This window comes from Arenibaculum pallidiluteum, from assembly GCF_017355985.1.
In the GTDB taxonomy this organism is placed as follows: Bacteria; Pseudomonadota; Alphaproteobacteria; order Azospirillales; family Azospirillaceae; genus Arenibaculum; species Arenibaculum pallidiluteum.
This window is the reverse complement of record NZ_JAFIQU010000018.1, coordinates 1-24693: the sequence shown is the minus strand read 5'-3', so window position 1 is coordinate 24693 and position 24693 is coordinate 1. Positions and strand designations below refer to the sequence as shown.

Genomic DNA, 24693 nt, shown 5'->3' with positions numbered 1-24693 from the left:
CCCCTATATGAGCTGCCGGATGGTCTCCAGCAGCGCCTGCTGGTCGAATCTCTGCTTCACCACGTAGGCATCCGCGCCGAGCGCCAGCCCCCTGGCTCGCTCCTCGCGGCGATCCAGCGAGCTCACGATCACCACCGGGATCTCCTTCAGCGCCTCGTCCTGCTTCATCGCCTGCACCAGGCCGAACCCGTCCAGCCGGGGCATCTGGATGTCCGTGACCACGACATCGGGGCGTTCGGTGCGGGCGCGGTTCAGGCCCTCGATGCCATCGACCGCCATCAGCACTTCGTAGCCGTGGGCCTCCAGGATGCTCTTCTCAAGCGTCCGTGTCGTCAGACTGTCGTCGACAACCAGCACCACGGGAGCGCGGCGCGTCGCCGCGCGCTCGCGCGTCTCGACGGCGGTGGGCGCGCGACGGAGGCTGCGCTCCAGCGCGGCAGGGTTCAGCACGACGGCAACGTCGCCGTCCTCCAGCACGACCCCGCCTGCGGCCAGGGCACCCGGGGCGGCCGGCAGGCCGAGACTTCGCACGAGCACATTGCGCAGCCCCAGCAGCTCGTCGACACCAAGCGCCAGTACCGGCCGCTCGTCGCCGAGCACGACCACCGGCATGCGCGCCCGCGTGGTCTCGATGCTCGTCTCCGCGAGGCCGAGCAGCGCCGATAGGCCCGCCATGCGCACCGGCCGGCCGTCGATCTGGATCGCGGGCCGTCCCTCGACCGACCCGACGGCTTGCGCTTCGAGACGCATCAGCCGCTCGATCCCGTCGGCGGGCAGCGCGAAGATGCGACCGCCCGTGCGGACCAGCAGCACGTCGCGGGCCAGCGCGGAAACCGGGACCGACAGCCGGAACCGTGCCCCGCCATCCGGCCGCCGGGTCGCGACGGCCGTGCCGTCGAGCCGGTGGACCGCCTCGCGCACGACGGACAGGCCGATCCCGCGCCCGGCGATGGAATCCGCGGCCTCGCGGGTCGAGAACCCGGAGGAGAAGAGCAGCTCCAGCAGATCCGCGCCGGCGGGTGCGGGCTCGTCCGCGGCGATCAGGCCGGCACGCCGCGCCGCCGCTGTGATCTCTGCGGGATCGAAGCCGCGCCCGTCGTCGGACACGATCACCAGCAGACGGTCGCCGGCCACCCGGAATTCCAGCGAGACCCGGCCCTCCGGTGGCTTTCCCGCCGCCCGGCGCTGCTCCGGCGGCTCTATGCCGTGCCCGACCGCGTTGCGCAGCAGGTGCATCACGGGGTCCTTCAGCTCCTGCAGGACCAACCGGTCCGCCTGGACCTCCAGGCCGCGGATCTCGACGGCGACCTCCTTTCCGGTGTCGGCGGCGAGGTCGCGGACCATCTTGCGCGCACCTTCGAAGACGGAAGCGGCCGGCGTCATCCGCGCCGCGCGAAGCTGGCGCCCCAACGCCTCGCCGGTGCGCCGCGCCGAGCGCAAGGCGCCCTCGTGCCGCCGCCGCACCTCGCGGCCGACACGGCGCAGGCGGCGCAGCTGCTGCTCGAAGGCGTCGGACAGGCGGCCCAACCCCAGCGCCTCGGCATCGGTGCCGAAGGCGGGAACAGCGGCACCGATCGCGCGGCGGAGCGCGGCCCAGCTCCGCTCCAGATCGGCGGCCTCGCGGTCCAGCTCGCCGAGCTGCCTGCCGGTGGCGTCCATACGGGTCTGCTCGGCCAGCAGCTCGCCCGCGGTTCGGAGCAGGTCGTCGAGACGCGCCGCCTCCAGCCGCAGCGTTCCGGTGCTGTCGGGCCGGGCCGGTGCGGCGTCATGGGAAGCGGCTTCCTGGGGAGCGGGGGGTTCCGGCGGCCGCGCAGCCGGGACCGTCTGCCGGGGAGCCGAAGCCGGTCCGTCGCGGAGGACCGCGTCGAGCGCGGAAAGCGTGGAATCCGCATCCACGGGGCGCCCCCCACGCGCGGCCGAGGCCAAGTCCTCGATGGCGTCCAGCGCCTGGCGAATCGCGCTGGCCTGCACGGGGCCGAAACGAACGATCCCGTCGCGCAGCGCGATGAAGACGGCCTCCAGGCGGTGCGCCACGGCCTCGATCCCGGGAAGGTCGACGGCGCGCGCCGCCCCCTTGAGGCTGTGGGCCTGGCGCAGCATCTCCTCGATCTCGGCACCGAGGGCGCCGCCCTCGCCAAGGCGGTCCAGGCGTGCCCCGATATCGGTCAGGTATTCCCGGTGCTCCGCCTCGAATGCGGCCAGCAGCTTTTCCCGGATTCCGGTCACAAGCGGTACTTCTCCATGGCCCGGGCCAGCGCGTCGGCCAAGCCGTTCAGCTCGCCCGAAGTGCGGGCGAGCTGGTCCGTGCTGGTCGCGGTCTGGAGGCTGGCCTGCCGGATCTGATGCAGGCCCTGCGCGATCTGTTCCAGGCCGATCTGCTGCTGCCCCGTGGCAGCCGCGACCTGCTGGAAGGAGTCGGCGTTCTCCTGGATGCTCGCCGCCATGCGCCGGATCGCCTCCTCGGCGCTCGAGGTCTTGTCCCGGCCCGAGGCCACGCGCTTCAGCGCCTCCTCGGTCAGCATGACCGAGGTATTGATGCCCTTCTGCGTCTGCTCGAGGATCGAGCGAACCTGCTTGGTCGCCTCCTTCGCCTGGTCGGCCAGGGCCTTGATCTCGCTCGCCACCACGGCAAACCGGCGTCCCTGCTCTCCTGCGTCGGCGGCCTCGATGGCGGCGTTGAGCGCCACCAGGTTCGACTGCTCGGCGATCTCGTTCACGGTCGCGATGATCTCGCCGACGGCCTGCGTCCGCTCCGAGAGCATGACCACGGTCTCCGCGACGCTTTCAGCCTGGGACCGGATCGCCTCCATGGCGGCCGTGGTGTCGAGGACGGCCTGCAGCCCGAAGCGGCCGGTCGCGACGGCATCGTCGGCGGCCCCCCCGACCTCGCGCGCCATGCCGGAGACCTGCTCGGCGGACTGGCTGATCTCCTCGACGGTCGAGGTGATCTCCTGGACCGCCGCAGCCTGCTGCTTGGTGCTGCTGGCCTGCTCCTGGACCGAGGCCACGATCTGCGAGACCTCGCGGCGCAACCGGTCCGCCGCGCCGCGCGTCTCCTCGGTGACGCTGCGCAAGGAGACCAGCATCTGGTTCAAGGCTCCCATCAGCAGGCCGACCTCGTCGCTCGAGCGCACGGGGACGGCTCGGACCGACAGGTCGCCATCCGTGATCGCGCGGGCGAGCCCGACCGCTTCGCCGAGCGGACCGGTGATGGACCGTCCGACGAGCCATGTCGCCACGAGGCCGGTGACCGCGGCGATCAGCCCCACCACGATCGCGCGCTGGATCGAGACCTCGACCTGCTGGCGCAGGTCGCGCGACAGCGTCTTCGCGGTGGTGTCGGCCAGGGTCGCGACCTCGCGCCGTATGCGCGCCATCTCGTCCAGCAGCGGCAGCGAGGCCTGGCGCTCGGCCGCCGACATGGCAAGGAACCGGTCCATGGCCGAGAAGAGCCGGTTCGCCGCGGCCTGCTGCGCCGAAAGGCGCTCGGCCAGCTCGGCACTCGCGGCCGGCATGGTGACATAGCGACCGGTGTCGAAATCGACGTTGACGCGCCCGCCTCCGATCAGCGCCCCCAGGTTCTCCTCGTATACCCGGCGCATCAGCCGGTAGTCCTCGGGATCGCCGATCACGCTCTGCAGGGCGTCCGCGTAGTAGCGCGTGATCAGGAAGCGCTGGCGGCCGAGCGCATCCACCTGCTCGGACCCGTTGGCCTGGGTATCCAGCGCCATCACGGAAAAGGCGATCTGGAAGAGGATGGTCGCGGAGAACACCGCTGCGACGAACAGCATCTTGCCGCTGACGCTCAGCGTCTGCCAGAAGCCGCGGGAACGGTCAGGGCTCATCGTGTCCGGTCCATGTCTCGGTCGGGAATCGGTCCATCGGCTGGGCCGAACAGGGGGAGCGCAAGGATTCTCCGGACGTCCAGCAGAATCAAGCCGTCGCTGGAAACGCCCGCGACGAGGGGGCCGGCGGCCTCGGGCGGGTCGGCCACGGCCTCGTCCGGAACCTGCCTGACCTCGCCCAGCGCATCGACCCTCAGACCGATCGTCCGCACGCCGCGCAGGAACAGGACGGCCCCGGGCTCGGCGGGCTCGGGTAGCCCGAGCACCCGCCGCAGGTCGAGCACCGGCACCAGCGTCCCGCGCCGGTTCACGACGCCCAGCAGCTCGGGCGGCCAGCCCGGCACCGCGGCGCAGCCTTCGAGCGCCGCCGCCTCGGTTAGCGACCCGAGCGCGATGGCGTAGGTCTCGGGGCCGATGCCGAAGCTCAGCACCGAGCCGCCCGCCCGAGGCGCCTCGGCAATGCGCGGGGCGGCCAGGCGCTCGGCGCGCCGGCGCAACAGGGCGGCGAGGGCCAGGTCCTCGGGACCGCCCTCCTGCGCCGGGGATCGGATCATGTCTCCTCCAGGGTCTTGAGCTGCAGCATGGCGGCGCGGCGCAGCTCCCCGGCCGTCGCCCCGCCCGCTTCGGGAAGGGCGGCCGCGTCCTCGGCCGAAGCGAGCAGCTCCAGGACGTTCCGAAAGGCGCGCCGCGCCTTGGAAAGCTCGCCGCGGCGCCGCAGCAGGCAGCCGAGCTGATAGTGCGCGAGGACGGCGCGCCGGTCCAGGAACAGCGCGCGCCGATAGGCGCCCTCGGCCGCCGCGGCGTCGCCGCGCTCGTCCAGGAGCAGGCCCATCAGCGCCTGGGCGCCCGCATCAAGCGCGTCCGCCTCCAGCCGGGCCGTGCAGGCCGCCTGCGCGGCCGCCCAGTCGCCGCGCCCGATCAGGCCGCGGATGGCCATGTCATCGGGCAGGCCCTGCGCGCGGGGCGGCGGCGCAGGCCCGCCGGCGGCAGGCTTCGGGGAAGGAGGTACGGACTCCCGCGGGCCGGGCGTGCGCGGCGGTGGCTGCCTGGGATCCGGCCGGCGCCCGTTCGCCGGTGCCGGCCCGGGTGGCGACTGGGTCGCCGCCCCCCGCGCCGGCCCGGGCGCCGGTCGTGCCGTCGGCCGGCCGGGCCGGACGGTGGGAGCCGCCCCGCCACGTGGCGGCCCGGCATGGCGGCGGTACAAAGTGGTCTCCGGCAGCATCACCGTCTCGAAGTCGGCAAAGGCCCGGGGCGAGGTCTCGGCGTGCCCGACCACCAGCCAGCCCTCCTCGACCAGGGCACCGTGCAGCGCCTTGGCCAGGGTCGCGATGGTCGGCGCGTCGAAGTAGATCATCACGTTGCGGCACAGGATCAGGTCGAAGGCGCCTCCGTCGGGGGGAATGGCGTCGGTCACCAGGTTGTGGCGGCGGAACTCGACGCTGGCTCGGATCTCGGGAAGGATCTCCCAGCCGTCGCCATGCGGCCGGAACCAGCGCTCACGGAAGCTGTCCGGCGTCGCCCGGAACGACCAGGAGCCGTAGATGCCGGCCCGCGCCGCGTCGAGCGCGTTGCGGTTCAGGTCGGTGCCGAGGATCGTGACGCCCCAGCCATCGAGTTCCCGGGCGAATCGTCCACGCAGCAGGGTTGCGAGCGTATAGGGCTCGGCGCCGACGGCGCAGCCCGCGCTCCAGCAGCGCAGGCGCCGGGTCGCGGCATTGCGCTGGATCAGCGCCGGCAGCACGATCGACTCCAGCGCTTCCCACTGGGCGAGGTGGCGCAGGAAGTAGGTCTCGCCGATGGCGACTTCGGAGACGAGGGTCTCGCGCTCGTCCGGATCCGAAAGCCGGTCCAGGTAGATGCCGAGATCGCGGAGGCCGAGCATGGCCAGCCGGCGCTCCAGGATCGCAGCCAGCGTCTCGTCCTTGTCGGCATAGAAGACCATGCCGGTCAGCTCGGCCACGAGCTGCTTCACCCGCGGGAACGCCGCGTGCCGGAGCAGCGTCGCATGGCGCGGGCTCATGAAGCGGCCTGGACCTCGTCGAGCCGCCGCTGCGCCGCTGCCTGCAGCTCGGCCAGCAGCGCCTCCTCCTCGCGCATCAGGATGCGCTCGGCGGCAAGGATGGCGGTCGGCACGCCGTCGAGATCGGCCTCCGCGACCACGCAGCCGGCCAGGGACATCCCCGGCGAGATCGGCCGGCGGGCCTCCTCGGTCACCGCGCGGACGTCGACGACGCGGTCGACCAGGAGCGCGGTCGGTGCCGCCGCGGCACGCAGCAGCACCAGCGCCGTCGACGTATCGGGCGGCGGCTCGGGAAGCTCGAACAGCCGCGCCGTCCGCACGACCGCGACCGCGGTCCCGGCGAGGTCGAGGAAGCCCGCGAGAAGAGAAGGAAGCCCCGGCGGCGCGGACAGCGCGGCGTAGGGCAGGATCTCGCGCACGGCCGAGACCGGCAGCGCGCAGCTGCGCCCTGAGACCACCAAGACCGTGTGCGCGACGGCACCCGGCGCAGCGCCGGCGATCCTCGCCCAGGGCATTACGGCACCGGGCGTGCCGCCGCCAGCGCCGCGGCGATGCCGGCCTGCAGCTCGCGCGGCTGGAACGGCTTGCGCAGACGCGGCACGGTCCGGTATGCCTCCGGCAGCGCCTCGGCGCCGTGCCCGGTCGCGAGGACGAAGCCGATGCCGCGTGCAGCCAGCGCCTCGGCCAGCGGGAAGACCGGCCGGCCGCGCACGTCGACGTCGAGCACCGCCGCATCGATCTCCGCCCCGGCGGCGATCCGCAGCGCCTCGTCGAGATCCGCGACCGGCCCGAGGACGTCGCAGCCCAGCGAGCGCAGGAGCTCCTCCAGCGCCATGGCCACGAAGAACTCGTCCTCCACCAGCAGGATCCGCTTTCCCGCAAGTGCAATTTCCGCCATCGGGGACCTCCGGTCCTGCGCCTGCGTCCAGATCGTCCTTCTCCTCAAAGATGAAACGCCGGGGCCGCAACGGCGGGTGCGCGGATCATCCGTTTGCATAGGCGAGGCCGCATCTCCGGTCAAACCTCGATCTGGGTTCCCAGCTCGACGACGCGGTTGGCCGGTATGCAGAAGAAGTCGGATGCGGCGATGGCCGTGGTGGACAGCGCAACGAAGATCCGCTCCTGCCAGTGCGGCAGGTCGGGCCGGGTCGACGGCACGATGGTTTCCCTGCCCAGGAAGAACGAGGTCGACATCAGGTCGATTGGCAGGTGGTGCTCCGCGAGCAGCTTCAGGGCTTGCGGCACGTGAGGCTCCTCCACGAAGCCGAAGCGCAGGATCACCCGGTGGAACCCCTGCCCGAGCTCCGAGAACTCGATTCGCCGCGCCTCGTCGACGCGAGGCACCTCCTCGGATTTAACCGTCAGCAGAATCACGCGCTCGTGCAGGACCTTGTTGTGTTTCAGGTTGTGCAGAAGCGCATGGGGGATCAGCCGGGTGCTGCCGGTCAGGAAGATCGCCGTGCCGGGAACCCGCAGGGGCGGCTTCTCCTGGCAGCGCCGGACGAACAGGTCGACCTCCATGCCCTGCGCGGCCAGCCGCCGGAAGACGATCTCCCTGCCGCGGCGCCAAGTCGCCATCAGCGTGAAGGCCGTGACCCCCGCCAGCAACGGGAACCAGCCGCCATCGGCGACCTTCAGCAGGTTGGCGCCGAAGAAGGACAGGTCGATGGCCATGAAGACCAGCAGCGCCGGCACCGCCCAGAGGCGCGACCAGCCCCAGAGGGTGCGCGCAACCACGTAGCCGAGCACGCTGGCGATGGTCATTTCGCCCGTCACGGCGAGTCCGTAGGCGGAGGCCAGGCTGGAGGAGGACCCGAACCCGAGGACCAGCGTGACCACCAGCACGCAGAGAAGCCAGTTGAGACGCGGGATGTAGATCTGCCCGATCTCCTCGGCCGAGGTGTGGCGGACCCGCATGCGCGGGATCAGACCGAGCTGAATCGCCTGCCGCGCCACCGAGAAGGCGCCCGAGATCACCGCCTGCGAGGCGATTACAGTCGCCGCCGCGGCGAGCAGCAGAAGCGGCAGCGCGCCCCAGTCAGGCGCGAGATGGAAGAAGGGGTGCTCGAGCGCGGCCGGATCGTGCAGCAGCAATGCGCCCTGCCCGAAGTAGTTCAGCAGCAGTGCCGGCAGGACGAGGCCGAGCCAGGCGACGCGGATCGGCGCGCGGCCGAGATGGCCCATGTCGGCATACAGCGCCTCGGCCCCGGTTACGGCCAGCACGACCGATCCCAGCGCCACGAAGGCGAGCCAGCCGTTCTCCAGGGCGAAGGCGGCCGCCCAGCCCGGCGAGGCCGCGCGCAGCACGTCCGGCGCCCGGATCAGCTCCGCGGCTCCCAGGCCGCCGAGCACCAGGAACCAGACGGCCATCACCGGGCCGAACAGCCGGCCGACGCGGCTGGTACCGCCGCGTTGCACCAGGAACAGGCCCAGGAGGATCACCAGCGTCAGCGGCAGGATCCAGGGCGATAGCGACGGCGCCGCGACCTTCAGCCCCTCGACGGCACCAAGGACCGAGATCGCCGGGGTGATCAGCCCGTCGCCGAAGAACAGCGCCGCTCCGAACATGCCGAGCACGGTCAGCGTCGCCCGGGGATAATGGGCTGGATCGGCATTCCTCAAAGCCAGCGTCATCAGCGCCAGGATGCCGCCCTCGCCACGGTTGTCCGCGCGCATGATGACGATCACGTACTTCACCGTGACGACCAGGACGAGCGACCACAGGATCAGCGAGAGGATGCCGAGGACATTGGCCTCGGTCAGCGGCAGGTCCACGGTGCGACCGAAGCACTCGCGCAGCGTGTAGAGCGGGCTCGTCCCAATGTCGCCGTAGACGATGCCCAGCGCTGCCAGGACCATGGGAGCCAGCCGGCCTCCTCCGCCGTGGCCGATTTCAGCGGACAGCTCCATGTGTGATCCCTGCCGGCTCCTTCGGTCAGGATGAGGGAACAATCGAGCACCGCGATCGGCGTCACGTGCCCCATTCCATGCCCGACGCGTCGCTTTGCCGCGCTGCAAACTTCGCGGTTGCTTTCGGCGGCGCCCTCTCGCTAAGTTTGGAACTATTCCAAACACGCCCCGCCGGGCATATCGAGAGGGAGTTCCCCATGCTGACCGTTGGCGACAAGCTTCCGGCCTTCAACCTCAAGGCCGTCGTGTCCACCGACATGAAGCAGGCCTTCACGGACATTACCGACCAGAGCTACAAGGGCAAGTGGCTGGTGCTGTTCGCTTGGCCGAAGGACTTCACCTTCGTCTGCCCGACCGAGATCGTCGCGTTCGGCAAGCTGAACGAGGAGTTCAAGGACCGCGACGCGCAGATCCTCGGCCTGTCCACCGACAGCGAGTTCGTGCACCACGCCTGGCGCGTGCACCACGAGGACCTGAAGGACCTGCCCTTCCCGATGCTGGCCGACGTCAAGCGCGAGCTCTCCTCCGCGCTCGGCATCCTGCACAAGGAAGAGGGCGTGTGCCTGCGCGCCACCTTCGTGGTCGATCCCGAGGGCATCATCCGCCATGCCTCGGTCTATGACCTGTCGGTCGGCCGCAACCCGCAGGAGATCCTGCGCACCGTCGACGCCCTGCAGACCGACGAGCTGTGCCCCTGCAACTGGCAGAACGGCCAGGACACGCTGAAGGTCGCCTGACGGCCTCCAGCATCCGATGCGAAGGCGCCCGGGGATCGGCCCGGGCGCCTTCCCGTTGACTTCCCGAGGACAGAAAGAAGCCGCCCGATGTCGATCGACGCGCTGAAGGCCAAGCTGCCGGATTACGCCAAGGACCTGAAGCTCAACCTCTCGAACGTGCTGACCTCGACCAGCCTGACGCCGCAGCAGGTGTGGGGCGCCGCGGTCGCCTCCGCCCTCGCCTCGCGCAACGCCGAGGTCATCCGCGCGATCGTCGGCGAGGCCCGCCAGCACCTGTCCGACGCCGCCATGACCGCCGCCAAGGCCTCGGCTGCGATCATGGGCATGAACAACATCTACTACCGCTTCGTCCATCTCTCGGGCTCGCCCGACTTCAAGACGCTGCCGGCACGCCTGCGCATGCAGGTCATCGGCAACCCCGGCGTCGACAAGGTGGACTTCGAGCTGTGGTCGCTCGCCGTCTCGGCTGTGAACGGCTGCGGGATGTGCATCGAGTCCCACGAGCACGAGGTGCTCGGCAAGGGCATCACGAAGGAAGGCGTCCAGGACACGATCCGGATCGCCGCCGTGATCCATGCCGTCGCCGCGGCGATCGAGGGCGAGGCTGCCCTGGCGGAAGCCGCCCTCGCCTGACCAGAACGGCCGGGCCGAACGGGCCCGGCCGAATGGGATGCCACGATCCGGCCGGGCGCAGGCAGCGCCCGGCCGGACGCGTTTCCGGGGCCGCTGACCGGGGTCAGCTCCGGGACAGCAGGAGCCGCAGCCCCGCGAAGCCGAAGAAGAGCGCCAGCACCGCTTCCAGCCAACGCCGCGCGCGGGCGTAGAGCCGCACCATCGGCCCGGTCGAGAACACCAGCGCGTAGCCTCCGAAGACCATCACGCCCAGCCCCGCGCAACCGCCGATGATGGCGGGAACCGCGGACGCATGACCGGAGTCCCCGAGGCCCAGCGACATGATCGCGAGCCAGGCCAGGATCGCCTTGGGGTTGGTGAGGTGCAGCAGCAGTCCCTGCAGGTAAATCGCAGGGAGCCCGTCGCGCTGCGTCCCGCCGCCCTGCGGCCGCGGCGCTCCTCCCGCCATGGCCGAGCGTGCCGACCGCCAGGCGAGATACAGCAGGTAAAGGCCGCCCAGCAGCTTGATGGCCGTCAGAACCTGGGCATAGGAGGCGAGGACCACCGAGACGCCGGTTCCCGCGAGTGTCGCCCAGAACATGGATCCCGTCATGACCCCGGCGGCGAGGGTCAGGGCTTGCCGGCGCCCCGCATTCATCGCGACGCCCATGATCGCCATGTTGCTGGGCCCCGGGCTCGCGGTCGCGATCAGATAGGCCCCGTAGACCATCAGGAGGTCGTCCCAGGGCACGGGCGGCTGAAGCAGCATCGTCATGGAGGTGTCGGGGTCCCGCTGGTCGGATCTCCCCAGGCTAGCGCGCTCCGGCGCGGGATCCTAGGCCCAGGCCAGCTCTCCGATCGCGCTGACCACCGCATAGGCTCCGAAGGCCAGGAGCAGCCCGGCCGCGGTGCGATTGATCGCACGGAACCAGGCATCGTTGATCCGGTGTCCGATCGCCGCCACGCCTGCGTTCAGGATCAGCCACCAGAGCGAGGCGCCCAGGAACACGCCGACCACGACCGTCGCCGCATCCGCGTTGCCGAGACCGCCGCCGAGCCCGAACCCCGCGAAGATCGCGAGGAAGCCGAACACCGTCAGCGGGTTGAAGAGCGTCAGCACGAGCCCGGTCGCGAAATTCGCGGCCAGGCCGGGCGGATCCGGGACCTCGCCGCCCTCGGGGAGCGATCGGGCGCGGAAGCCGTGGACGGCGACAGCCACCATGAACGCACCGCCGATCATCCGGAAGGCCGTCTGGTGCCCGGTCAGCAGGTCGATCAGGACCTGCACGCCGAAGGCGGCCACCGCGCCGTAGACCGTGTCCGCCAGCGCGGCCCCGAGGCCGGTGGCGACGCCGAACCGCACGCCGTGCTCGAGGGTACGTCGCACGCAGAGCAGGGCGATGGGTCCCACCGGCGCCGCGATCACGAAGCCCATGATGATCCCGCGCACCAGCACGCCAAACTCGTCGAACAGAAAAGGCACGGTCCCCTGCACTCGCTTTGAGGTGGCGCGGAGTATGCCCATCCCGCCCCCTGACGCAATGGCGGATGGCTGCCGGTGATGCGGTCGCCGGGGATCGGTGCTATGGCTTGTCGGCACCCCCGACATTCAGCCAGGGAGACCTTTGCGATGGGCACCTGCGGCCGGCGCGGATTCATGGCGAGCGGCATCGCCCTAATCACCCTTCCAGCAGCGGCCCAGGGGCCGGCCCATCACGGCGGCCTCTACGAGAGCCTGCGCGAGCCCGGGCGGACCGGCCTCCCCGAGGCGGCGGCCCGCCAACGGGTCTTCGACAGCCCTGCGCCGGCCGCCGAGCAGCCCGGCCGCTGGATCGAGCGCGCGCCGCTGCCCCTACCGCGCAGCGAGATGGCGTGGGCGGCGGAGCGGGACGGCCGCTTCCATCTCCTCGGCGGCTATGCCGAGCAGCGGGTCGACCGGCCCTACCACCATGTCTACGACCCCGCCTCCGATACCTGGCTGGCCGCGCCGCCCCTGCCGCTGGGCGCCAACCACGTGGGAGTCGCCGTCCTGGGCGGCACGCTCTTCGCGATTGGCGGCTTCACCGCCCAGAACAACACGCCGCACGACCGCTGCTTCGCGCTGGAACGCGGGACGCAGGCATGGCGGAGCATCGCTCCCCTGCCCCGCCCCACCGGCGCCATCGCCTGCGTGGCCGAGGGCGGCCGGCTGCATGCGGTCGGCGGCGGCATCGGCACCGGCTTCGAGGCGCGCCGCTCCGTCGACTGGCACCTGGCCTACGATCCCGCCGCCGACAGGTGGGAGACCCGCGCGCCGCTTCCGACCGGGCGCGACCACACCGGGATCGTGGCGCTGGACGGACGGATCCACGTGATCGGCGGCCGCGTCGACAGCTTTCACACGAACTCGAACCTGCACCATGCCTACGATCCCGCCGCCGACCGGTGGGAGATGCGCGCGCCGTTCCCCACGGCCCGCAGCGGCCATGGAGCGGTGCTGTACCGCGGGCGTATCTTCTGCATGGGGGGCGAGGGGTCGAACCGCGTCTTCGGCCAGAACGAGGCCTATGACCCCAGGACCGATTCCTGGCAGCACTTCGCGCCGATGCCGACGCCGCGGCACGGGCTAGGCGCCGTCGTCCTGGGCGACTTCATCCATGTGGCCGGCGGGGGGCCCGTGATGGGCGGCGGCGTCCAGAGCGCGGTGCACGAGGCCTTCACGCTGGGCTGAGGTCGCGCCGCGCCCGTCCGGCATCCGAAACCCTCCATCCGCCGTCCTCCCAGCCGCCCGCCGTCCGCGCTTGCAACCCCGAGGCTCCCGATGACCGCCTATGACCGCGATCTCGACCGCAATCCCGCCAATTTCGCGCCGCTGACGCCGCTGAATTTCGTCGAGCGCGCGGCGGCGGTGTATCCCGAGCGCATCGCCGTGATCCACGGTGCGCTGCGCCGCACCTGGCGGGAGACCTGGGAGCGCAGCCGGCGCCTCGCCTCGGCGCTGGCGCGAGCCGGGATCGGACACGGCGACACGGTCTCGATGCTGGCCCCCAACACCCCCGCCATGATCGAGGCGCACTACGCCGTGCCGCTGACCGGAGGCGTGCTGAACGCCATCAACACCCGGCTGGATGCGGCCACCATCACCTTCATCCTGGAGCATGGCGAGGCCAAGGTCCTGCTGGTCGACCGCGAGCTGGCGCCGCTCGCCGCGGCGGCTCTCGCCCGCACGGACCGCCGCCCGCTGGTGATCGACATCGACGATCCCGCAGCGCCGCCCAACGCCCCGATCGGGAGCACGGACTACGAATCCTTCCTTGCCGGCGGCGATCCCCAATTCGGCGGCGCGCCGCCCGCGGACGAATGGGATGCCATCGCGCTGAACTACACCTCGGGCACCACGGGTGATCCGAAGGGCGTCGTGATCCATCACCGGGGTGCCTATCTGAACGCCGTGGGCAACGTGCTGACCTGGGGCCTGTCGGGCCATCCCGTCTACCTGTGGACCCTTCCGCTCTTCCACTGCAACGGCTGGTGCTTCCCCTGGACCATAGCGGCGCTCGCGGGGACCCAGGTCTGCCTGCGCCGGGTCGAGGCCGCCGCCATCTTCGAGGCCATCGCCGGGCACGGCGTGACCCATCTCTGCGGCGCTCCGGTGGTGCTGGGTCTGCTGATCCACGCGGCCGAGGCCGACCAGCGGCCCTTCGCGCACACGGTCGAGGTGATGACGGCCGCCTCGCCGCCGCCAGCCGCGGTGATCGAGCGCATGGAGCGCGAGGGTTTCCGCATCACCCATGTCTACGGGCTGACCGAGGTCTACGGCCCGGCGGTGACCTGCGCCTGGCACGAGGAGTGGGACGCACTGCCGCCCGAAGAGCGGGCGCGGCGCAAGGCGCGCCAGGGCGTGCGCTATGCGGTGCTCGAGGGCCTGCGCATCGGCGATCCCGCGACGCTGGAGCCCGTGCCGGCCGACGGCGCGACCATGGGCGAGGTGCTGATGCGCGGAAACATCGTAATGAAGGGATACTTCAAGAATCCCGCCGCAACGCAGGCCGCCTTCGCCGGCGGCTGGTTCCACACCGGAGATCTCGGCGTCCGGCACCCCGACGGCTACATCGAGCTAAAGGACCGCTCCAAGGACATCATCATCTCGGGCGGCGAGAACATCAGCACCATCGAGGTCGAGGCGGTGCTGCACCGCCATCCCGCCGTCGAGGACGCGGCGGTGGTCGCGCGCCCCGACGAGAAATGGGGCGAGACGCCCTGCGCCTTCGTCAAGTTGCGGCCCGGCCACAGCGCGACCGAGGCCGAGATCATCGCCTTCGCGCGCGAGCACCTCGCCCATTTCAAGGCGCCGAAGACGGTGGTCTTCGCGGACCTCGCCCGCACCGCCGCCGGCAAGATCGACAAGGTTCGCCTGCGCGCGATCGCCGCCGCGCTCTGAGGCGGCAGGCAAAGGGTCCGCAACGTACGAACTGCGAACCCACCCATGGGGCTGCGGAGTTGACAGCTTCATCATCCGTGCGCGTCTGCCGCCACGGTGATCTTGTCGCGGTCAGATGCATCGCCTCCACGCAGATGCGCCATGGGCAGATGCGCCATGGGCATATGCGCTATGGGCGGAAGTGAGCGAGGAAATGGGCGAGGTCCGCGAGATCGGCCTCGCTCAGCGGAGCGACCACCTCGGGCATGGACGCACCATGGCCAATGCGTCTGCCGCTCTTGTATTCGGCCAGGCTGCGCAGTGAATAGTCCTCCCGCTGTGGCGCGATCCGCGGGACCTGGTCCCGTCCAGAAAGATCGCGTCCATGGCAGGACTGACAGCGGTGCTCCCGTGCGAGCACGGCCCCCCTCTCATAGCGTTCCTGGTCTGAGGCCTTCTCTGGTGCCTGGGGCGCTGGAAGGCCGGAGACGCGCTCCGAAAGTTCCCGCAACTCGTCGTCGCTGAGGCCTCGCGTCGTCTCGGTCATTACCGTCGCGGGCCGCCGCCCCTCCCGGAAGAAATAGAGCTGCATCGCGACATACAGGGTCGGTTGTCCGCCGAGCGACGGAACGCCGGGTTGCTCGGAAGTTCCCTCGCTGCCGTGGCAGGCGAGACAAGTGCCCAGGCGCTCCTCGATGGTCTGCGCCTGCCCTGCTCCGGATCCCGCGAGCAGGCTGGCGACCTGCAGAAGAAAGGCGGGCACGACCCGGCGGAATGCGCCGCCGGGTCGACGGCTTCCGGTTTCAGCCACCAAAGGAGATGCGGTAGATCGCGCCGTTGTGGTCATCCGACACCAGAATGGACCCGTCCTTCATGACCATCACGTCGGCGGGCCGTCCGAGATAATTGTTGTTCTCGACAAAACCGGTAAGGAACGGCTCGACCGAGCGAACTCGCCCGTCGGCGTCAAGAAATGCGACCGCGACGTCCGCGTCCTTCTTGGTGCGGTTCCAGGGGCCATGCCGCGCAATGAAGATCGCGTTCCGATACTGCTGCGGGAACATGGTGCCCGTGTAGAAGCGCATGCCCAATGGCGCCGCATGCGGGCCCAGAAGGGCTGCCGGGCGCGTGAACTCGTCACACGAGCGCCCCCAGCCGAACTCCGGATCGGTCATTAGGCCGGAGTGGCAGAACGGATACCCGAAATGCTGCTTCCCGGGCTCCGTGACGCGATTCAGCTCGTCCAGCGGCATGTCCTCGGCAAGCCAGTCGCGCTGATTGTCCGTAAACCAGAGCTCGCCCGTCTGCGGATGGAAATCGAAGCCCACTGTGTTGCGGACGCCGCGCGCCACCACTTCCTTGCCGCTGCCGTCGGGGTTGATGCGCATGATCAGAGCGTGGCGCTCGGATGGCAGGCAGATGTTGCAGGGCGCCCCGACCGGGACATAGAGTTTGCCGTCAGGCCCGATCTTGATGAACTTCCAACCGTGCGGAGCGTCTCCGGGAAGATCATCGAAGACCTTCACCGGCTTCGGCGGGGAGTCGAGGTTCGCTTCGATGGCATCGTATCGAAGGATTTCCTTCGGGGTCGCGACGTAGAGCGCTCCCTTGTGGTATTCGATCCCGTTCGCCGCCTCCAGGCCCTCGGCGATGGTCTTGACCTCGCGCTTTCCCCCACGGTCCCTGACTGCATAGATCTTGCCCGCGAGGAAAAGCGAACTCACGAAGACGGTACCGTCGTCACCCTGGCGCAGGCCGCGTGCGTCGAGAATTCCGCTCGACCATGTTTCGACCTTGAATCCCTCGGGCACCTTCAGTTTTGCGACCGGAAGCTTGTCGGCCGCAGTGGGGAACGGCGACTGGGCGATCGGCGCCATGCGCGCCGCCTCCTCGTTCTTGGGGCGGCCGACTGCCCAGGACGGCTCCTCTTCCTGCTGTTGGGCGGCGGCCGGCGGCATGCCGGCCATTGCGATGAGCAACGCGGCCGCGAGCGATGTGCCAAACCAGGAAAATCCTGCCAGTGCCATTGATTCTCCTCCCTTTGCGATGCGTCGGCCTGAGTGGAGAGTAGCTGGGCCAGGCTGGTCCAGCCGGGAGCCGGCGGTGCCTTTTCGGCGAGTTCGTTCAACGTACTATGCAGGATACTATGCAGACGCCTCCGAGCCCGAGAAGGGATAATAGGGGTAGGCATCGGCTCGCCTTGACCGTGTATGCTCACCGACACTGCTTTCGGGTCTCTCCCGAAGTACCGCGCCCCTTCTTTCCCTCTTATTCAATAAGCAGACTAGATGGAGAGCACCGACGTTGGTTCGGACCCCGCTCTCCGAGATGCGGGCTCGCCGCGTCGGCACGACGGACAGGCTGAAGGCCGAGGTGGATCGCCTTCTTGCGGCCATCCGCACGGCATGAGGCGCGGGGGCCGCTTACCCCTTACCCCTTAGTGGAGGCAAGACAAGCCCATCGACGGGATATGATGCGTGTCCGCGAAGCCGCGGCGGATCGACAGGGAGGTGCACATGACGGGAAGCGCAGGTGCAGGGCTCTTCGATTTCACGACGCTGAGGCGGGCGCTGGAGGAGAGCGATGCGGCCACCCTTGCGGAACTCTACGATGAGGACGCCGAGATGCTCGTGGTGGACCGCAATCGCCCGCCGAGCGCGCCGATGCGGCTGAACGGAAAGGAAGCTATCGCCGCGTTCTGGCGCGATGTGTGCGGTCGCGACATGACCCATAAGGTCGGGCACGAGGTGGTCGGCCCCGATCGGGTGGCATTCATCGAAGAATGCGCCTATTCGGATGGCTGCCATGTGATGTCGGCGATGACGCTCGACCTGCGCGATCGGCACATCGTCAGACATCTGACGGTACAGGCCTGGGACGAGGTGAGTTGCGCCACCGGATGAATCCCGCGATGGGCGGCACGGTCCTGGGTTCTCCAGGTCCATGCGGCCATCGCCCCCTTTCTCAGGCGAGGGCGGAAGCGCCCAGCGATGCCGAGAAGGCCAGCAGGACCATGGCCGCGCCGCGCTGCGCGAGATCCGACCGTCGCCCCCGGCCGCCGCCGGCAAGGCCCGCTCCGAGCGCGATCCAGCCGAGCGCCACGGGAACCAGCACGGCCGAGAAGCCGCCAGCCGCCTCCAGGAAGCCGGCGATGCTGTGGAACGCGGCTTCGGGAAACACGCCGACGGCGAAGAGCAGCGCCTTCGGGTTCAGGAGCGTCGCCACCAGCACGCCGCACGGACCGATCGCCGCCACCTCGCCGCCGGGCGCCCCGGCCCGCCAGAGCCGGACGGCGGCCCGCGCCAGATAGGCCGCGCAGGCTAGCCTGAGGGCCGGCCCGAGCTGGGGAAGGACTGCCATCGCGGGCCCCAGGACCAGACCCCAGGCGGCGATGGCGACGAGATATCCAGTCAGCTCCGCCGGGACGAGGGATAGCGACGGCACGATTCCCCGACGCGCGGCAGAGGCCGCGAGCAGGGTGTTGGTGGGGCCCGGCGTGGCAAGAATCGCCGCGACCGGGATCAGGAGGGCCGGTTCGGTCATGCCGGTGGATTACCGGTTCACGCACCGGCGGGCATTGATCCTGCTCAAGCGCTCGCGCCTCACCCGGATGGGAGATTGGCGGCTCTGCCGATTGGCACCATCTTCCTGCGGCGGGTCAATCCCGCGCTCTCAACCCAGGCACGGATCGGGACAGGCGATCCGGCTGAGACGCCGGAATGTCCCGCTCCAGGGAGGACGAGACATGGTGGCACGGAGTTCTGAAGCCGAATGGCGCGGCGACCTGCGCCAGGGCAAGGGCACGATGAAGCTCGGCAGCGGCGCCTTCGAAGGCTCGTACTCCTTCCCCTCGCGCTTCGAGAGCGGCCAGGGCACCAACCCCGAGGAGCTGATCGCCGCGGCCCATGCCGGCTGCTTTTCCATGGCGCTGTCGGCGGGGCTGTCCCAGGCCGGGAAGCCGCCGACGCGCGTTTACACCAGCGCGCGCGTCCATCTCGACAAGGTCGATGCCGGATTCGCGATCACGCGCATCGAGCTCGAGACCGAGGCCGAGGTCCCCGGCATCGACGACGCGGCCTTCCAGCAGCAGGCGCAGGCGGCTAAGGCGAACTGCCCGGTCTCGAAGGCGCTTGCTGGCACGGAGATCACGCTGAAGGCCGTGCTCCGGTAGCGCGACGGGAACGCATCCCATGCTGCTCGACTGGATCGAGGCGGCGATCGCATCCGCCTACCGTGAGCTCGCTGGACGGATCGCCGGGACACAGCCGGCCATCGTGGACACCATCGTGGAGGCGGCAGCCCTCGTCGCCGTCGCCGACGGGCCCGCGCGGGAAACGGACGCCGCAAGCCGGACGGCCAATGCGAGCCCGGCCGCCCGGCGCGAGCAGGCCGAGGCGATCAATGCGGTCCGGCAGATCGCCAACCTCGACCGGCTCGGCCTGAACCACGCCGTTCGCCGCTTCGAGGCGGTGAAGGCCGAGCTGCGCCGGGACGGCCCCGCGCGCGCCGCGCTGCTGGCCCGGCTGGGCGCGGCGGGGTTGAGTGGCGCCGAGGCCCGGCTCGTCCTCTCCGTGGCGGGAGGCGTCGCCGCGGTGGACGGCCATGTCTCGGACGCCGAGGTCACGGCGCTGAACGATGTCGCCGCGGCGCTCGGCCTGCCACCGGCCGTCCCGCCCGGCGGTGCAGGCACCGCAAGGGGCACAGCAGGGCCCGCAGATCAGGCGCCGCCGTAGACGGTGCGGTAGAGCTCCGCGATCTCGGCCGCCGTGGGAACCCGGGGGTTGTTCCCCGGCGATCCCGAGGCGAGCGCCTGCTCGGCCATGGTCGGGATCAGCGCCTGCCAGCGGCCGGGATCGATCCCCCATGCCGCGGGCGTGGGCACCTTCAGATCGCGGTTCAGCGCGGCCAGAGCGTCGAGCAGGGCGCGCCCGGCCGCGGCATCATCCGCGCCGGCCGGCGCGGCGCCCATGGCGCGCGCGCAGTCGGCATAGCGGGCGGGTGCCGCAGCCAGCGAAAACTCGGTGACGGCCGGCAGCAGCATGGCGTTGCTGAGGCCGTGCGGCACATGGAAATGCGCGCCGATGGGACGGCTCATGCCGTGGACCAGCGCGACGGACGCATTGGAGAAGGCGAGCCCCGCCTGGGTCGCGGCAAGCATCATCTCCTCCCGCGCCCGGCGGTTTCCCGGCTCCAGGCAGGCGGTCCGCAGGTGATCCGCGACGCGCCGCATGGCGGCAAGCGCCAGGCTGTCCGAATAGGGATTCGCCCGCCGGCTGACATAGGCCTCTATGGCGTGGGTCAGCGTGTCGATGCCGGTGTCCGCGCTGAGACGGAAGGGGCAGCTCAGCGTCAGCTCGTAGTCGACGATCGCCGCCCGCGGCACCACGCCCAGCCCGGCGATCAGCATCTTCTCGTCAGTCTCGGTGTCGGTGATCACCGTGAACCGAGTAACCTCCGACCCGGTGCCGGCCGTGGTCGGCACCGCCACGACGGGAAGGCCGTCCACCGGGATGGGGTTCGGCACCTTGTAGTCGCGCATTCGCCCCCCATTGGCCGCCAGAACGCCAATGGCCTTGGCGGTGTCGATGGGCGAGCCGCCCCCCAGCGCCACCATGCCGTCGAAGCCGCCCGCGGCGAGCGCGGCCGTGCCGGCCGAGACCACGTCGGTGGTGGGATCGGGAACCGTGTCCGCGAAGACGCCATAAGGTATGTGCGCCGCCTCCAGCGGATCGGTCACTCGCGCCAGCATGCCGGAGTCCCGGATGAAGGGATCCGTCACGACCAGCGGGCGGCTAATTCCCGCCCGGCGAAGAACCTCGGCAATCTGGGCGACGGAACCCCCGCCGATCAGCATGTATGCGGGCTGGACGATGGTCGCTGTCATGGCTTACCCCGGGATCTGCTCGCAGGCCTGATTGTCGGCCCATCCTGGCCGATGCACGGCCGCGGGGGAAGCGGTCAGGCGGCCCCGCCGAACACGACGACCCCGGCGGCCGGCCCCGGGGGGTGCCCGGCGCGGATGCGCTCCAGGCAGGCGAGCGCCGAGGCCAGGGCGGGATCCGCCACGGGCTTCGAGAGCACCCCGAAGGCGCCGTCCCTGTGGGACATCGCCGTCTCGGCGTTCCCCGTCACGTAGAGGCAGATCGACCCGAACCGCTCGCGCACCAACCGCGCGATGTCGGGACCGAATTCGTCCTCGCCGAGATGCAGGTCGACGAAGGCAACGTCCGGCGCGCTCTCCTCCGGCAATGCCCGGACCTCGGCCGCGGAGCGGACGATGCCGACGACCTCATGACCCAGGCGCTCCAGGCATTCCTGGAGGTCGAGCGCGACAAGCGCTTCATCTTCGACGATCAGGATTCGCATAGAACGGCTCGGCAGGCGTTTTCGGCGGACGGCCATGGGATGGCTGGAATGGCAGTTTTGTAACGGTGCAGGCGGGATCCCAGGTTCTGCGCAAAAGAGGTAAATCCGTCCCGCCGCATCCTCCTGCCAGACGGGGCATTCGCTACCAGGGGCGTTGGGCATGAAAGGGCGTCTGGCACGACGCGGCCAGAAGGCCGGTCATGCCAGGCTGCCGGGTTGGGCCAGGTAGAGATAGATCGACAGGAAGTGGAAGGCGCTGCCCGCCAGCACGAAGAGGTGCCAGACGGCATGGCCATAGGGCAGGCGTTCCCACAGGAAGAAGACGACCCCGCCGGTATAGGCCACGCCGCCCAGTGCCAGGAGCACCAGCCCATCCTGGTGCAGGCGGTCCAGCAGGGGCGACAGCGCCAGGATGCCCAGCCACCCCATGCCGAGATAGAGGGCGAGCGACAGCCCCTCGTAGCGATCGAGGCAGACGACCTTGAAGGCGATGCCCAGGATCGCGATCGTCCAGACCGCCGCAAAAAGTGCCCAGCCGGTGGCGTCGTCGAGCGCGATCAGCGCATAGGGCGTGTAGGTCCCTGCGATCAGCAGGAAGATCGCCGCATGGTCGCACAGACGGAAGAACCGCTTTCGGCCATCGTCCCGCGTCGCATGGTAGAGCGTGCTGGCGAGATAGAGCAGCACCAGCGTCGCCCCGTAGACCACGAGCGCGGCGACGCGCCCCGGGGAGGATTGCAGGCTGGCCGCGGCCAACAGCAGGACGAGGCCAACGATGCTGAGCGCCGCGCCGAGCCCGTGGGTCACGGCATTGGCGAGCTCCTCGCGCAGTGGATCGCGCGGTCGGGGGGCGCGCGGTCGGGACTCTCGCCCTCTGGGGCCTTCGGGCATCGCAGGTGGCTCCGCTAGTCCGTCGTGGATTCAACCCGCGCCGCGACCGGACATGAGGCTGCCCGCTCGGCGTACCGCGGGATCCGCGCGCCGGGGCCGGTCCCCGCCCCTTTCGATTAGACCTGTGCTCGGGCGCCGGTGCCGATTATGTTCGTCCGAACACGGCGTCCGCCCCTCCGTGGCGCCGTTGCACGCAGGGAGACGGGATCAATGAAGAAGCTGTTCGCGGCCGCGGCGATCGCGCTCGCCATGGGCACCGGCGCGGCCGGGGCGCAGGAGTTCCAGCCGGCCCTGGTCTTCGACATGGGCGGCAAGTTCGACAAGAGCTTCAATGAGGCCGCGTACAACGGCGCTGAACGCTTCAAGAAGGAGACCGGCGTCGCCTACCGCGAGTTCGAGGTCACGAACGAGGCCCAGCGCGAGCAGGCGATCCGCAACATGGCGCGCCGCGGAGCCACCGTGATCGCAGGCATCGGCTTCGCCCAGGAGACCGCGATGACCAAGGTCGCGGGCGAGTTCCCCAACACCAAGTTCTGCATTGTCGACGCGGTCGTGAAGCAGCCCAACGTCCAGTCCATCGTCTTCAAGGAGCACGAGGGCTCGTACCTCGTCGGCATGGCGGCGGCTCTGGCGTCCAAGTCCGGCAAAGTGGGCTTCGTGGGCGGCATGGACATCCCGCTGATCCGCAACTTCCTCGTGGGCTACGAGCAGGGCGTCAAGCACGTGAACCCCAATGCCGAGGTGATCGCGAACTTCGTCGGCACCACGCCGGCGGCCTGGAACGACCCCGGCCGCGGCGGCGAGCTCGCGCGCAGCCAGTTCGACCGCGGCGCCGACGTGGTCTATGCGGCGGCAGGCGCATCGGGCCTGGGCGCGCTGCGGGCCGCGGCCGACGCCGGCAAGCTCTCGATCGGCGTCGACAGCAACCAGAACCACCTGCATCCGGGCTCGGTCCTGACCTCCATGCTCAAGCGCGTGGACGTCGCGGTCTACAACTGCCTGAAGAGCGCCAAGGACGGCAGCTGGAAGGGCGGAACGCTGTCCCTGGGCCTCAAGGAGGAGGGTGTCGGCTATGCGGTCGACGACAACAACCGCAAGCTGATAACCGCTGACATGGAGAAGAAGCTCCAGGAGGCCCGGCAGCAGATCGTCGCCGGCCAGCTTCCGGTGCGCGCGTACCAGCAGTGACGGAAGGCATGGCGCCGGCGGGACACCCGGGAGTGCGCGGGGGTGCGCAGGGGGGCGCCGAAGCGCCCCCGGCGCTCGAGGTGCGGGGCGTGGACAAGTGGTTCGGCGCCAACCACGCGAACCGCAACGTCTCGCTCACGGTGCGCCGCGGCACCATCCATGGCGTGATCGGCGAGAACGGCGCCGGCAAGTCCACGATCATGAGCATCGTCTACGGCTACCTGCAGCCGGACGGCGGATCGATCCTGGTCGATGGCACGCCGGTTGCCATCCGCACGCCGCGCGACGCCATTGCCCGGGGCATCGGCATGGTCCACCAGCATTTCATGCTGGTGGACACCTTCTCGGTGCTGGAGAACGTGCTGCTGGGCGCGGAGGGCGGCTTCACGCTCGGCCGCGGCCTCGCCCGCGCCCGGGCAGAGCTCCGGCGCCTGCAGGAGGAGTACGGGCTGGAGGTCGACCTGGACACGCCGGTGGGAGAGCTGGCGGTCGGGCTGCAGCAGCGCGTCGAGATCCTGAAGGCGCTGTTCCGCGGCGCGGAGATCCTGATCCTGGACGAACCCACCGGCGTCCTGACCCCGCAGGAGGTCGACCACCTGTTTCGGATCCTGCGCGCGCTGCGCGACCAGGGAAAAACGATCGTGATCATCACGCACAAGCTGCGCGAGATCATGGCGCTGACCGACGAGGTCACGGTGATGCGGCGGGGCGAGGTGGTCGGGCGCGTCGCGACCGCGGGGACCAGCCGCGAGCAGCTCGCCGAGATGATGGTCGGCCGGAAGGTGCTGCTGCGCATCGACAAGGCTCCCGCGACGCCCGGCGAGGTGCTTCTGTCGGTGCGCGACCTGGTGGTCGCGGCCGGCGGCGTCGAACGCGTGAAGGGCGTCAGCTTCGACGTCCGCGCGGGCGAGATCGTGGGCATCGCCGGCGTCTCCGGGAACGGCCAGTCCGAGCTGCTCGAGGCGCTGGCCGGCATCCGGACGCCCCGTTCGGGCAGGGTTTTCCTGAAGGGGCGCGAGGTCAGCGCCGACCGCGTGGTCTTCACCCCGGCCGGGCTGCGCGGCGCCGGCCTGGCACATGTCCCCGAGGACAGGCAGAAGGTCGGGCTGGTCACCGGCTTCTCCGCCTCGGAATGCTCGATCCTGGGCTACCAGGACGACCCGAGGCTTAACGGCCGGATCCTGATGGACCTGGACGCCGTCGCCTCCTACTGCGCGCACGACATGCGCGAATACGACGTCCGTCCCCTGGACCCGGACCTGAGGGCCGCGAACTTCTCGGGCGGCAACCAGCAGAAGATCGTTCTCGCGCGCGAGATCGAGCGGAACCCCGACGTGCTGCTGATCGGCCAGCCGACCCGCGGCGTCGATGTCGGCGCCATCGAGTTCATCCACCGCCGGCTGATCCATATGCGCGACGCCGGAAAGGCCATCCTGCTGGTCTCGGTCGAGCTCGACGAGATCATGGGCCTGTCGGACCGCATCCTCGTAATGTTCGACGGAAGGCTGGTCGGCGAGGTGCCCGCGGCCGGCGCCGACGAGCGGACCCTGGGCCTGATGATGGCGGGCGTCGCGCGCGACGCCGCGGCCTGAGCCCTGGGGCCCGGCGCCTCGCCCGGCCCCAGGGCTCAGAAGCTCTCGACGCGGTAGAGTGCGGGATCGGCGAGGATGGGCTTCAGGGCATCGGCGAGGCGGGCTGCCCATTCGGCCTCGCCTTCGGGGGTTG

24 protein-coding genes are annotated in these 24693 nt (G+C 70.2%); 9 read left to right on the top strand and 15 right to left on the bottom strand.

The annotated features are described in order from the left end of the window. Positions 1 to 3 precede the first annotated feature (3 nt). From JUB13_RS25315 to JUB13_RS25285, 7 genes are all read right to left on the bottom strand, one after another. Positions 4 to 2226: a hybrid sensor histidine kinase/response regulator gene (locus JUB13_RS25315; protein WP_207484053.1), complete on the bottom strand. Its 2223-nt coding sequence runs from the start codon at positions 2224 to 2226 to the stop codon at positions 4 to 6. Then, positions 2223 to 3845, bottom strand: a complete 1623-nt coding sequence (locus JUB13_RS25310) for a methyl-accepting chemotaxis protein (protein ID WP_207484051.1) — start codon at positions 3843 to 3845, stop codon at positions 2223 to 2225. Before JUB13_RS25310 ends, JUB13_RS25315 begins: the two co-directional genes overlap by 4 nt. Continuing rightward, positions 3842 to 4399 carry a chemotaxis protein CheW gene (locus JUB13_RS25305; RefSeq protein ID WP_207484049.1) on the bottom strand — a complete coding sequence of 186 codons (558 nt, stop codon included), beginning with the start codon at positions 4397 to 4399 and terminating at the stop codon, positions 3842 to 3844. Before JUB13_RS25305 ends, JUB13_RS25310 begins: the two co-directional genes overlap by 4 nt. Next, the gene (locus tag JUB13_RS25300) at positions 4396 to 5865 is read right to left on the bottom strand and encodes a CheR family methyltransferase (RefSeq protein ID WP_207484047.1); all 1470 of its coding nucleotides are present in this window, start codon (positions 5863 to 5865) and stop codon (positions 4396 to 4398) included. Before JUB13_RS25300 ends, JUB13_RS25305 begins: the two co-directional genes overlap by 4 nt. Beyond that, a complete protein-coding gene (locus tag JUB13_RS25295) occupies positions 5862 to 6380 on the bottom strand; it encodes a chemotaxis protein CheW (protein WP_207484045.1) in 519 nt (172 codons plus the stop codon). The genes JUB13_RS25300 and JUB13_RS25295 overlap by 4 nt, the downstream gene beginning before the upstream one ends. After that, the gene (locus JUB13_RS25290) at positions 6380 to 6763 is read right to left on the bottom strand and encodes a response regulator (RefSeq protein ID WP_207484043.1); all 384 of its coding nucleotides are present in this window, start codon (positions 6761 to 6763) and stop codon (positions 6380 to 6382) included. The genes JUB13_RS25295 and JUB13_RS25290 overlap by 1 nt, the downstream gene beginning before the upstream one ends. Positions 6764 to 6882: 119 nt before the next feature. Then, complete coding sequence (locus tag JUB13_RS25285; RefSeq protein ID WP_207484041.1) at positions 6883 to 8775, bottom strand: potassium transporter Kup; 1893 nt, start codon at positions 8773 to 8775, stop codon at positions 6883 to 6885. 197 nt (positions 8776 to 8972) lie between these two features. On the opposite strand from JUB13_RS25285, the gene JUB13_RS25280 reads away from it, so the two are divergent. After that, the gene (locus JUB13_RS25280) at positions 8973 to 9512 is read left to right on the top strand and encodes a peroxiredoxin (protein ID WP_207484039.1); all 540 of its coding nucleotides are present in this window, start codon (positions 8973 to 8975) and stop codon (positions 9510 to 9512) included. Between the two features lie 87 nt (positions 9513 to 9599). After that, a complete protein-coding gene (locus tag JUB13_RS25275; RefSeq protein WP_207484038.1) occupies positions 9600 to 10145 on the top strand; it encodes a carboxymuconolactone decarboxylase family protein in 546 nt (181 codons plus the stop codon). Positions 10146 to 10248: 103 nt separating this feature from the next. Here the strand turns inward: JUB13_RS25275 and JUB13_RS25270 are convergent, their stop codons facing one another. After that, a complete protein-coding gene (locus JUB13_RS25270; protein ID WP_207484036.1) occupies positions 10249 to 10899 on the bottom strand; it encodes a LysE family translocator in 651 nt (216 codons plus the stop codon). Between the two features lie 60 nt (positions 10900 to 10959). Continuing rightward, complete coding sequence (locus JUB13_RS25265) at positions 10960 to 11607, bottom strand: LysE family translocator (protein WP_328703014.1); 648 nt, start codon at positions 11605 to 11607, stop codon at positions 10960 to 10962. A 147-nt stretch (positions 11608 to 11754) separates the two neighbouring features. Between JUB13_RS25265 and JUB13_RS25260 the strand changes: the two genes are divergently transcribed. Both JUB13_RS25260 and JUB13_RS25255 read left to right on the top strand, forming a co-directional pair. After that, entirely contained in the window at positions 11755 to 12834 is a 1080-nt protein-coding gene (locus JUB13_RS25260; protein WP_236025218.1) for a Kelch repeat-containing protein, read from the top strand. 90 nt (positions 12835 to 12924) lie between these two features. Then, complete coding sequence (locus JUB13_RS25255) at positions 12925 to 14544, top strand: acyl-CoA synthetase (protein WP_207484032.1); 1620 nt, start codon at positions 12925 to 12927, stop codon at positions 14542 to 14544. A gap of 169 nt (positions 14545 to 14713) precedes the next feature. Here JUB13_RS25255 and JUB13_RS32135 read toward each other — a convergent pair whose 3' ends face one another. Beyond that, positions 14714 to 15286 (bottom strand): c-type cytochrome, encoded by a 573-nt coding sequence (locus JUB13_RS32135; protein WP_207484030.1) that lies wholly within the window; start codon positions 15284 to 15286, stop codon positions 14714 to 14716. A 40-nt stretch (positions 15287 to 15326) separates the two neighbouring features. After that, positions 15327 to 16550: a PQQ-dependent sugar dehydrogenase gene (locus tag JUB13_RS25245; RefSeq protein ID WP_236025217.1), complete on the bottom strand. Its 1224-nt coding sequence runs from the start codon at positions 16548 to 16550 to the stop codon at positions 15327 to 15329. Positions 16551 to 17039: 489 nt separating this feature from the next. Here JUB13_RS25245 and JUB13_RS25240 point away from each other — a divergent pair, with 489 nt between their 5' ends. Beyond that, a complete protein-coding gene (locus JUB13_RS25240; protein ID WP_207484028.1) occupies positions 17040 to 17426 on the top strand; it encodes a nuclear transport factor 2 family protein in 387 nt (128 codons plus the stop codon). Between the two features lie 61 nt (positions 17427 to 17487). On the opposite strand, the gene JUB13_RS25235 is transcribed toward JUB13_RS25240, so the two are convergent. Then, a complete protein-coding gene (locus JUB13_RS25235) occupies positions 17488 to 18066 on the bottom strand; it encodes a lysine transporter LysE (protein WP_207484026.1) in 579 nt (192 codons plus the stop codon). A gap of 202 nt (positions 18067 to 18268) precedes the next feature. Between JUB13_RS25235 and JUB13_RS25230 the strand changes: the two genes are divergently transcribed. Together JUB13_RS25230 and JUB13_RS25225 are read left to right on the top strand one after the other, a co-directional pair. Further along, positions 18269 to 18694 (top strand): OsmC family protein, encoded by a 426-nt coding sequence (locus JUB13_RS25230; RefSeq protein ID WP_207484024.1) that lies wholly within the window; start codon positions 18269 to 18271, stop codon positions 18692 to 18694. Positions 18695 to 18713: 19 nt separating this feature from the next. Further along, a complete protein-coding gene (locus tag JUB13_RS25225) occupies positions 18714 to 19256 on the top strand; it encodes a TerB family tellurite resistance protein (RefSeq protein ID WP_207484022.1) in 543 nt (180 codons plus the stop codon). Here the strand turns inward: JUB13_RS25225 and JUB13_RS25220 are convergent. From JUB13_RS25220 to trhA, 3 genes are all read right to left on the bottom strand, one after another. Further along, positions 19241 to 20407: an iron-containing alcohol dehydrogenase gene (locus JUB13_RS25220; RefSeq protein WP_207484020.1), complete on the bottom strand. Its 1167-nt coding sequence runs from the start codon at positions 20405 to 20407 to the stop codon at positions 19241 to 19243. The genes JUB13_RS25225 and JUB13_RS25220 overlap by 16 nt on opposite strands. 74 nt (positions 20408 to 20481) lie before the next feature. Beyond that, positions 20482 to 20889 carry a response regulator gene (locus tag JUB13_RS25215; protein WP_207484018.1) on the bottom strand — a complete coding sequence of 136 codons (408 nt, stop codon included), beginning with the start codon at positions 20887 to 20889 and terminating at the stop codon, positions 20482 to 20484. Between the two features lie 198 nt (positions 20890 to 21087). Then, entirely contained in the window at positions 21088 to 21780 is a 693-nt protein-coding gene (gene trhA / locus JUB13_RS25210; protein ID WP_236025216.1) for a PAQR family membrane homeostasis protein TrhA, read from the bottom strand. Between the two features lie 210 nt (positions 21781 to 21990). Here trhA and JUB13_RS25205 point away from each other — a divergent pair, with 210 nt between their 5' ends. Continuing rightward, positions 21991 to 22968 carry a BMP family lipoprotein gene (locus JUB13_RS25205; RefSeq protein WP_207484014.1) on the top strand — a complete coding sequence of 326 codons (978 nt, stop codon included), beginning with the start codon at positions 21991 to 21993 and terminating at the stop codon, positions 22966 to 22968. Between the two features lie 8 nt (positions 22969 to 22976). After that, positions 22977 to 24560 carry an ABC transporter ATP-binding protein gene (locus tag JUB13_RS25200; RefSeq protein ID WP_207484012.1) on the top strand — a complete coding sequence of 528 codons (1584 nt, stop codon included), beginning with the start codon at positions 22977 to 22979 and terminating at the stop codon, positions 24558 to 24560. The last annotated feature ends 133 nt before the right edge of the window (positions 24561 to 24693 follow it).

What these genes read in the sequence shown, in the direction of transcription:
- JUB13_RS25310 (WP_207484051.1), bottom strand. Translation starts at nt 3,845, where the DNA reads ATGAGCCCTGACCGTTCCCGCGGCTTCTGGCAGACGCTGAGCGTCAGC.
- JUB13_RS25305 (WP_207484049.1), bottom strand. Translation starts at nt 4,399, where the DNA reads ATGATCCGATCCCCGGCGCAGGAGGGCGGTCCCGAGGACCTGGCCCTC.
- JUB13_RS25300 (WP_207484047.1), bottom strand. Translation starts at nt 5,865, where the DNA reads ATGAGCCCGCGCCATGCGACGCTGCTCCGGCACGCGGCGTTCCCGCGG.
- JUB13_RS25295 (WP_207484045.1), bottom strand. Translation starts at nt 6,380, where the DNA reads ATGCCCTGGGCGAGGATCGCCGGCGCTGCGCCGGGTGCCGTCGCGCAC.
- JUB13_RS25290 (WP_207484043.1), bottom strand. Translation starts at nt 6,763, where the DNA reads ATGGCGGAAATTGCACTTGCGGGAAAGCGGATCCTGCTGGTGGAGGAC.
- JUB13_RS25285 (WP_207484041.1), bottom strand. Translation starts at nt 8,775, where the DNA reads ATGGAGCTGTCCGCTGAAATCGGCCACGGCGGAGGAGGCCGGCTGGCT.
- JUB13_RS25280 (WP_207484039.1), top strand. Translation starts at nt 8,973, where the DNA reads ATGCTGACCGTTGGCGACAAGCTTCCGGCCTTCAACCTCAAGGCCGTC.
- JUB13_RS25275 (WP_207484038.1), top strand. Translation starts at nt 9,600, where the DNA reads ATGTCGATCGACGCGCTGAAGGCCAAGCTGCCGGATTACGCCAAGGAC.
- JUB13_RS25270 (WP_207484036.1), bottom strand. Translation starts at nt 10,899, where the DNA reads ATGACGATGCTGCTTCAGCCGCCCGTGCCCTGGGACGACCTCCTGATG.
- JUB13_RS25260 (WP_236025218.1), top strand. Translation starts at nt 11,755, where the DNA reads ATGGGCACCTGCGGCCGGCGCGGATTCATGGCGAGCGGCATCGCCCTA.
- JUB13_RS25255 (WP_207484032.1), top strand. Translation starts at nt 12,925, where the DNA reads ATGACCGCCTATGACCGCGATCTCGACCGCAATCCCGCCAATTTCGCG.
- JUB13_RS25245 (WP_236025217.1), bottom strand. Translation starts at nt 16,550, where the DNA reads ATGGCACTGGCAGGATTTTCCTGGTTTGGCACATCGCTCGCGGCCGCG.
- JUB13_RS25240 (WP_207484028.1), top strand. Translation starts at nt 17,040, where the DNA reads ATGACGGGAAGCGCAGGTGCAGGGCTCTTCGATTTCACGACGCTGAGG.
- JUB13_RS25235 (WP_207484026.1), bottom strand. Translation starts at nt 18,066, where the DNA reads ATGACCGAACCGGCCCTCCTGATCCCGGTCGCGGCGATTCTTGCCACG.
- JUB13_RS25230 (WP_207484024.1), top strand. Translation starts at nt 18,269, where the DNA reads ATGGTGGCACGGAGTTCTGAAGCCGAATGGCGCGGCGACCTGCGCCAG.
- JUB13_RS25225 (WP_207484022.1), top strand. Translation starts at nt 18,714, where the DNA reads ATGCTGCTCGACTGGATCGAGGCGGCGATCGCATCCGCCTACCGTGAG.
- JUB13_RS25220 (WP_207484020.1), bottom strand. Translation starts at nt 20,407, where the DNA reads ATGACAGCGACCATCGTCCAGCCCGCATACATGCTGATCGGCGGGGGT.
- JUB13_RS25215 (WP_207484018.1), bottom strand. Translation starts at nt 20,889, where the DNA reads ATGCGAATCCTGATCGTCGAAGATGAAGCGCTTGTCGCGCTCGACCTC.
- trhA (WP_236025216.1), bottom strand. Translation starts at nt 21,780, where the DNA reads ATGCCCGAAGGCCCCAGAGGGCGAGAGTCCCGACCGCGCGCCCCCCGA.
- JUB13_RS25205 (WP_207484014.1), top strand. Translation starts at nt 21,991, where the DNA reads ATGAAGAAGCTGTTCGCGGCCGCGGCGATCGCGCTCGCCATGGGCACC.
- JUB13_RS25200 (WP_207484012.1), top strand. Translation starts at nt 22,977, where the DNA reads ATGGCGCCGGCGGGACACCCGGGAGTGCGCGGGGGTGCGCAGGGGGGC.